Origin of the sequence: Streptomyces sp. NPDC006510 (assembly GCF_040611955.1) — a bacterium.
GTDB lineage: Bacteria > Actinomycetota > Actinomycetes > Streptomycetales > Streptomycetaceae > Streptomyces.
In genome coordinates this window covers 1-6,028 of record NZ_JBEXPH010000324.1, presented here as the reverse complement: position 1 = coordinate 6,028, position 6,028 = coordinate 1, and the positions used below count along the sequence as shown (strand labels likewise).

At 66.7% G+C, this 6,028-nt stretch carries 8 protein-coding genes and 1 pseudogene; 6 read left to right on the top strand and 3 right to left on the bottom strand.

What is annotated here, in order from left to right; genetic code table 11:
• The 4 genes from ABZY11_RS42305 to ABZY11_RS42290 form a co-directional block, all read left to right on the top strand.
• Positions 1-235: hypothetical protein (locus ABZY11_RS42305; RefSeq protein WP_356484271.1), on the top strand; the 235-nt coding region annotated here is incomplete at its 5' end.
• Positions 236-613: 378 nt separating this feature from the next.
• Complete coding sequence (locus tag ABZY11_RS42300; protein ID WP_356484270.1) at positions 614-835, top strand: DDE-type integrase/transposase/recombinase; 222 nt, start codon at positions 614-616, stop codon at positions 833-835.
• Positions 836-868: 33 nt separating this feature from the next.
• Positions 869-1,117 carry an integrase core domain-containing protein gene (locus tag ABZY11_RS42295; protein WP_356484269.1) on the top strand — a complete coding sequence of 83 codons (249 nt, stop codon included), beginning with the start codon at positions 869-871 and terminating at the stop codon, positions 1,115-1,117.
• Positions 1,118-1,311: 194 nt separating this feature from the next.
• Complete coding sequence (locus ABZY11_RS42290; protein ID WP_356484268.1) at positions 1,312-1,566, top strand: hypothetical protein; 255 nt, start codon at positions 1,312-1,314, stop codon at positions 1,564-1,566.
• Positions 1,567-1,845: 279 nt separating this feature from the next.
• Here ABZY11_RS42290 and ABZY11_RS42285 read toward each other — a convergent pair whose 3' ends face one another.
• Together ABZY11_RS42285 and ABZY11_RS42280 are read right to left on the bottom strand one after the other, a co-directional pair.
• A complete protein-coding gene (locus ABZY11_RS42285; RefSeq protein ID WP_356484267.1) occupies positions 1,846-3,294 on the bottom strand; it encodes an amidase in 1,449 nt (482 codons plus the stop codon).
• Positions 3,295-3,689: 395 nt separating this feature from the next.
• Positions 3,690-4,064: pseudogene (locus tag ABZY11_RS42280) on the bottom strand (IS110 family transposase); the annotation flags it as partial.
• A 187-nt stretch (positions 4,065-4,251) separates the two neighbouring features.
• On the opposite strand from ABZY11_RS42280, the gene ABZY11_RS42275 reads away from it, so the two are divergent.
• Positions 4,252-5,103: an IS5 family transposase gene (locus tag ABZY11_RS42275; protein WP_356484266.1), complete on the top strand. Its 852-nt coding sequence runs from the start codon at positions 4,252-4,254 to the stop codon at positions 5,101-5,103.
• 24 nt (positions 5,104-5,127) lie between these two features.
• Here the strand turns inward: ABZY11_RS42275 and ABZY11_RS42270 are convergent, their stop codons facing one another.
• On the bottom strand, positions 5,128-5,535 hold the full coding sequence (locus ABZY11_RS42270; protein WP_356484265.1) for a contact-dependent growth inhibition system immunity protein: 408 nt from the start codon (positions 5,533-5,535) through the stop codon (positions 5,128-5,130).
• A gap of 46 nt (positions 5,536-5,581) precedes the next feature.
• On the opposite strand from ABZY11_RS42270, the gene ABZY11_RS42265 reads away from it, so the two are divergent.
• Positions 5,582-5,941 carry a hypothetical protein gene (locus ABZY11_RS42265; protein WP_356484264.1) on the top strand — a complete coding sequence of 120 codons (360 nt, stop codon included), beginning with the start codon at positions 5,582-5,584 and terminating at the stop codon, positions 5,939-5,941.
• The last annotated feature ends 87 nt before the right edge of the window (positions 5,942-6,028 follow it).

Sequence of the window (6,028 nt, the reverse complement as noted above, 5' to 3'; positions counted from 1 at the left end):
CGGAATCAAGACGCCGGATCCCTCCCCCATTCAGAGCTGCACGATGCCTGACCAGCAGAAATCAAGCGATCACGTTCGGTTGAGATACGGCTTCTTAGATCTTGGATGGTTGGGTTGTTCTGGCCTGGTGTTTTGTTGTTGGGCTGGGGATCTATGGGTGGTGATCGGTGTCGTTTTGTCGGTGGGTGTTCGTCATCGTTTTGTCAGTGGGTTGGTGGGGTGTCCGGGCTGGTGATGCGGGGTGCTGGGTTCTGACAGCGGACGCCGATGAGGAACTGTCATTTTTGCAGGGTGTGGTGGTCGGTTTGCTGCTGATCGCTATCAGGGTGGGGTGTTCATGCTGGTCAGCGGGGTGGTGTGGCCGGGGTTGGCCATGCGGGGTCGCCGGTCAGGATGTTGATGGCGGGGGTGATTCCTGATGCTGCGGCAATGTCGGTGAGTTGCTTGTGGTGTTGGTGTGCCGGAACAGGTGTCTGCCGGGGTGGCGATGACAGTTGAGGTAGTGCCAGGCCCGCGCGGCGGTCAGCAGGGGCTGCGCCCACTGGGTGAACCTTCCCCTTGATTGTGGACACCTGGAGACTGGGACATGAGGTTCCAGAGGAAGTAGCACCAGGTGGGAAGCAAGTACGCGAAGCGGTGCACCGCGGAGTTCAAACGGGACGCGGGCCGGCTCCATCTCGCCTGCTGGCTGGACCTGGCCACCCGCGAGGTCGTCGGCTACTCGATGGCCGACCACCACCGCGCCGACCTTGTCGTCGATGCGCTGAAGATGGCCGCGGGCCGGGGCCGGCTCCGGCCCGGCTGCATAGCGCATTCGGATCGCGGCAGCGAATAAACGAGTAGCCAATTCCTGTTTGAAATAGGCGAGTTGGGGCTCCGGCAAAGCTGCGGACGTACCGGATCCTGCTTCGACAACGCCGCCGCGGAGAGTTTCTGGGCCCTGCTCAAAGAAGAGATCGGCACCCGTATCCGGCCCGACCGGGCCACCGCCCGCGCTGAGGTCTTCGACTTCATCGAGACGTTCCATAACCGCCGCCGCCTGCGCAAACACAAGGTCTTCGGCTACCTCACCCCGGCCGAGACCCGGCAACGGCACCAACACGACCTCGCAGCATAGGCATCGAGTGTCCAAGATCACGGGGAAGCTTCACCCCGGCCGAAACCCGGCAACGGCACCAACACGACCTCGCAGCATAGGCATCGAGTGTCCAAGATCACGGGGAAGCTTCAGTGTGTGAAGGCCTGGCTCTGGTGCAGGCAGCGCAACAGCCCTCGAATCGCGCTGGCCAAACCGAGGAGCAAGGAGAACACATGGCCACGTACGAGACTGAGATTCACACCGGCGGGGGAGGGTGGCAGCCGGACGAGCCGCTCACGCTTTCCCTGGCCAACCGCGGAGAGGTCGTTCCTGCGGACGGTGCTCCCTCCACCGGTACGAACGTCACTTGGTCCAGCGACGAGGGAAACGGCAGCGTCACCTTCTTCGACGGGGGCAGCTCGTTCCAGGGGACAGCCCAGTTCCCGGGCGAGGGGCCGGTGGGCTACCGCGGGACACGGACCGAGTGACCCGCTGATCCGACTCAGTGCGGGCCCTGCCGGACACCCGGGGCAGGGCCCACACGCGTCTCCACCGCCCCCATCCGATTGCCGAATGCGCCCGTCCCAAGATGCGCTCGGACCCGGCTACGACGACCCCGAGTACGACAAGCGGGTCGACCACGACCGGCCCGGCCTGCGCCTGCCCGCAGGCACAGGCCGGGCCGGGAAGCGTTCCGCGTACGACGAGAACACGGTGTCCAGTTCGCCGCCGCTACGCCGCGGGCCGGCAAAGCCCGGTGGCGGCGCTCAGAAGCCCGGCGGGCGGCGGAACCCGCCGATCACCTCCGCAAGGCACCGCACGAACTGGACCGCGGTGCGGTCGTGCAGGTAGGGAGCGATCACCTGGATGCCGACCGGAAGCCCGTCCCGGGTCGCCCCGACAGGCGCCACCGCCGCGGGCAGATGGTTGACCGCCGACGGCGCCATCCACGTGAGCATCTCGCGATACGGCCGGTCGGCGCCGTCGACCTGCAGTGTCCGGACCGACCAGGTGGGATCGGGCTGCTGGTCGTGGGGGAAGGCGGCCGTGGGGGTCACCGGGCAGAGGAGCACGTCGACGTCGCGGAAGAACTCGGCCCAGCGGCGCCGGGAGTGCTGCCGGCGTTCGTCGAGCGCGTGCCAGTCACGGAAGCGGATCGTCAGGTCCGACGCGAACCCGCCCGCGGCCCCCTCCGCCACGGCGAAGTCCACGAGCCCGGCATACGACTCGTCCGACTCGACCAGCCCGCTCTGCGCCATCAGCAACGGCTCATAGAGGGCCATCGTTTCTTCGAGCCCGACCGGTCCCTTGCCCTCGACCACGACGGCGCCCTCGGCCCGCACCGCCTCCAGCGTCGCCTGCATGATCGCGGCCAGCTCGCCGTCGACAGGGCAGAACGGGTCTTCGAGCCATGCCGCGACCCGAAAGCCCCGCAGAGTGGTCGACCTGGCGGCGGGCAGCTCCAGCCGCCACGCCGGGGCGCGGTCGTGGTCTGCTCCTGCGAGGACGTCGAGACCCAGGTCGAGGTCGTCGGCGTGCCTGCCGAGCGGGCCGAGTACCGCCATATCGAAATCCGCCAGCGTCCCAGGAGCATGTCCCGAGACGCTCCCGTACCTCGGCACGATCCCGAACGACGTGCGCAGCCCGTAGACGCCGCAGAAGTGGGCAGGCACCCGAATCGAGCCCGCCGAGTCGCCGCCGAGCTCCAGGCCGGTCAGCCCAGCGGCGAGCGCCGCGGCGGACCCGCCGGACGAACCGCCAGGTCCGCGGGTCGGGTCCCACGGATTGTTCGTGGTCCCGTAGACCTCGTTGTAGGTCTGCCAGTCCCGGGCGTCCGGCGGCATGTTGGACTTGCCGAACACGATCGCTCCCTCGTTCTTGAGGCGCGCGACCGACTCGGCGTCGCTCGTCGAGACATGCTCCCCCCAGCGAGCCGAACCCCCGGTGGTCCGCATGCCCGCAACTTCGAGACTGTCCTTGATCGTCACAGGGACGCCGTGCAGGCGGCCGAGCGGTTCGCCGCGCGAGACCGTGCGGTCGGCCTCCAGCGCTGCGGCCCTCGCACCCTCCTCGTCCCGGGCGACAATGGCGTTCACCTTCGGGTCGAGTTGCTCCACCCGGGCGAGGTAGTGGTCGAGCAACTCGACGCTCGATACCTCCTTTGCCGCGACGGCGGCAGCGAGCTGGCCTGCGGAGCGAAATGCCAGATCGGTCATGCGAACCTCCAGGAAAGCTTGACCCGCGGCGATCACATCTCTGTGGGCGACGCAAAATCCCAGTTCAGGGCGGGTCTAACTCGACTTTAGCGGACGTGGGGGACCATGTCGGGGTGTGGCGTTTCTCACTTTCCGCCACAGCTTCGCCCGGCACGCCGGGCAGCGACCGGAGGTCGACGGGCTCGGGAATGTTCACGAGAAATGGGTTCTGGCACACATTCCGCTTTCTGTGAAAGGGACTCGCTGGGTGATGGGTTGGAGGATCTCGCTCTGGGTGCCGAGCACTTCGACCGGTTGCCCGTCGCGTCAGACTGCAAGGAGCCTTCGGCCTTGTCGGCTGGCCGCTGGGCGTTCTATGCCCGCACTGAGCTTGACTCTGAAGCTTCTGTAGATCGTCAAGCTGCAGGAGACGGCCCGGGTGCGCCGGTGAATGCGCTGGTGAGGTGGCGGTAGACCTCTCGCGCGACGAAGCGCTTGAGGCATCTGAAGATGTCCTTCGTCTTGAGTCCTTCGAGGGTGCGTCGTGCGACGTAGTCGCGGGTGCGCGGGTCGTGACGCATGCGGACCAGCACGATTGTGTGCAGCGCGCGGTTGGCCTGGCGGTCTCCACCACGGTTGAGTCGGTGGCGGTCTGTGCGCCCGGATGAGGCTGGCACGGGTGAGGCGGCGCACAGGTGGGCGAATGAGGCCTCTGAAGCGAGCCTGTCGGGGTTGTCGCCGGCGGTGACCAGTAGCTGCCCGGCGGTTTCGGTCCCGACGCCCGGCAGCGCGAGCAGGCCGGGGGGCGGTGCGAGTGATCAGGACGCGCAGGTCGGCGTCCGCGTCTGCTATCTCCTCGCTCAAGTACCGGTAGCGCTTGGCCAGACGCTTGAGGGCCAGTTCGACGGCTGTGGCCGGGGAAACGCGTTTGAGATCTGGCGTGTCGCATGGCTGGTGGGGTCGTTGGGGACTGCGTGAGTGCTTCTGGGGGGCAGGTATCCGTCGGACCTGACGGACGAACAGTGGGCTCTGGTGGAGCCGCTACTACCGGCCGCGAGGGTGGGGCCGAAGGGTGGGCGGAAGGAGAAGCATCCACGGCGGCGGATCGTAGACGCGATCTTCTACGTCGTGCGGACCGGGTGTGCCTGGCGTCAGCTGCCGAAGGACTTTGCGCCCTGGCCGACCGTGTACTGGTACTTCACGTGGTGGCACGATGACGGGACCGTGGAGCGGCTGCACGACGCGCTGCGCGGCCAGGTCCGAGTGGCCGACGGCCGCAGCGTCGAACCTAGCGCGGGGCTCATCGACTCGCAGTCCGTGCGCACGGCCGACACCGTCCCCGTTTCCACCAGAGGGTTTGACGCAGGCAAGAAGGTCAAAGGCCGCAAGCGTTTCATCGTCACCGACACGCTCGGCCTCCTGCTGGCGGTACACGTGGTTGCCGCGAGCGTCCAGGATCGTGACGGCGCGAAACGCCCTCTGCTTTGGACCCGCCTCGACCATCCGAGCATCCAGAAGGTCTGGGCGGACCAGGGCTTCTCCGGACGGCTGGTCGATTGGAGCGCTTCGATCCTCGGCCGCGAGCTGGAGATCGTCCGTAAAGCGCCTGACCAGCGAGGCTTTCAGGTCCGGCCCAAGCGCTGGGCCGTTGAGCGGACGTTCGCCTGGATGACCGCGCACCGGCGGCTTGCCCGTGACTACGAGGCCGATCCTGCCCGGTCCGCGACCATGATCCGGTGGGCGGTGATCGGCATCATGGTCCGCCGGCTCACCCGAGGTTGCCCTGCCAAACGGCCAGGACCACGGCGTCTTCGGTGGGCAGCCCCGTAGCAGACGACAGGCACCTGCGACGCATCAGGAATTCTGGACGGCGCCTACGAACCGCTCGACCTTGCTCCGCAGGTCTGGCGAGAGGTCGGAGAGGCCGCCGACGATGAAGGTCAGTTGCCTCGCAAGTTCCGGATAAGCGCTCCAGACAGCTGAGTTCCTGGTCAGGACCGCGCGCAGCAGGTCGCCCTCGTACATGTCGCCTTCGGCCAGCGGGTTGTCACGAAGCACCTCCACCGCGAGCGGAAGAAGCACCGGCAGCCCAATGTCCTGCCCGATCAGCAGGCGCAGGTCCTCAACGGTCAGAGTCCCGACCGGCCGACTCCGCAGGGCATGCGCCGTCGCAATGAGACGGGTGGCGTCAGGCGGGGGCGCCTGCCAGCGATCACGTTCAAGCTCCTCAAGGGACCGACTACGGTCGATAGATACAGTCACCAGACGATTCTCTCGTGAATGCGTTGTGGTCGGGTGCCGGAGACCATTGCTGATCTCCGGCTACCCGACCACGGTCTCAGAAGGCGTGAGCGTGGAGGGGGACGTCTGGTCCGAAGACAGCACCGAAGATCTGTGCATGTGGGTGGTCGGGCAGGGCTGCGGGCTATGGAGCTCGGTGGTCGCAGGAGAAGTGCGGTTGGAAGAGGCCGCGCAGATGTATCTGGGCCGTGCGCGGCTGCTTCCAGACTGCGTAGTGCCGTGGGACGAGGATGTCTCGGACCCGGAGCACAGGGGCTACCAGTCTCCCTGGACCATCGTCCAGGGCATCTACCGGACGCGTTTTGCCGAAGAACTCCGTGAACGGTTTGGGGTACCTGAGGAGGTTGCCCGGCCGGGCAGATACTGACTTCGGCCCGTTGGGGTGAACCTTCTCGAAGTCCCTGACGCGTTCGCCGTAATGGCTGTATTCCGTGGTGTGTGAGGTATGCGGATG